At 74.9% G+C, this 801-nt stretch carries 2 pseudogenes; both read left to right on the top strand.

What is annotated here, in order from left to right:
• Nucleotides 1–700, top strand: a pseudogene (locus tag ABZW10_RS38580) (hypothetical protein); the annotation flags it as partial.
• Between the two features lie 10 nt (nucleotides 701–710).
• Nucleotides 711–801 (top strand): annotated as a pseudogene (locus ABZW10_RS38575) (roadblock/LC7 domain-containing protein); the annotation flags it as partial.

Genomic DNA, 801 nt, shown 5'->3' with positions numbered 1-801 from the left:
GTACGGCCAGGACACCGGCTACGACGGGTCCGGCTACGCCGACGAGCAGTACGGCCGGCCGACCGAGGAGGCCCCGGCGGGCCACCCGTACGCCCCCGAGCAGCCCGCCCTCCCGGCCGCCGACACCGCCCCCGCCGCCCCCACCACCCTGCCGTCCGGGCTGCCGCAGCGCCGCCCCGGCCAGCAGCTGGCCGGCGGTGGCTTCCCGGCCGGCCAGGACGGCAACGGCGGCGGCGACAGCCCGAACTGGTTCACCGGCGCCAAGGACACCTCCGCCACCCCGGCCGAGCCCCGCGGCCACGACGTGTCCGCCCTCGGCGGCTACGGGCCCACCGGCCCGACCGCCGCCGGCAACGCCGACTGGCAGTCGCCCAACGACGGCGACTGGCAGCGGGCCGAGAAGCTGCGCGAGCCCTCCTCCGGCGGCACCACCCCCGCCGGCCTGCCCCGGCGCGTGCCGAAGCAGAACCTGGTGGCGGGCAACGCCAAGCCCACCCCGCAGGACGGACCGCAGGTCTCCCGCGCGCCCGAGGAGGTCCGCGGCCGGCTCACCAACCTGCGCCGCGGCGTCGAGCAGGGCCGCAGTGCCGGCACCACCGGAAGCTTCCGGATCGACCCCGATCAGGTAGACCCGTCCGGCAACGGACAGCAGAATCGCAGCACCGATCTCTTCGGCGGCTCGAACCACCAGGAGCGTTGAGTTGAGTCAGATGAGCCAGGCCGCACAGAACCTGAACTGGCTGATCACCAATTTCGTGGACAACACCCCAGGGGTGTCGCACACGGTGGTGGTCTCCGCGG

Origin of the sequence: Kitasatospora sp. NPDC004723 (assembly GCF_040609255.1) — a bacterium.
GTDB lineage: Bacteria > Actinomycetota > Actinomycetes > Streptomycetales > Streptomycetaceae > Kitasatospora.
This window is presented reverse-complemented; position numbering and strand designations above follow the sequence as displayed.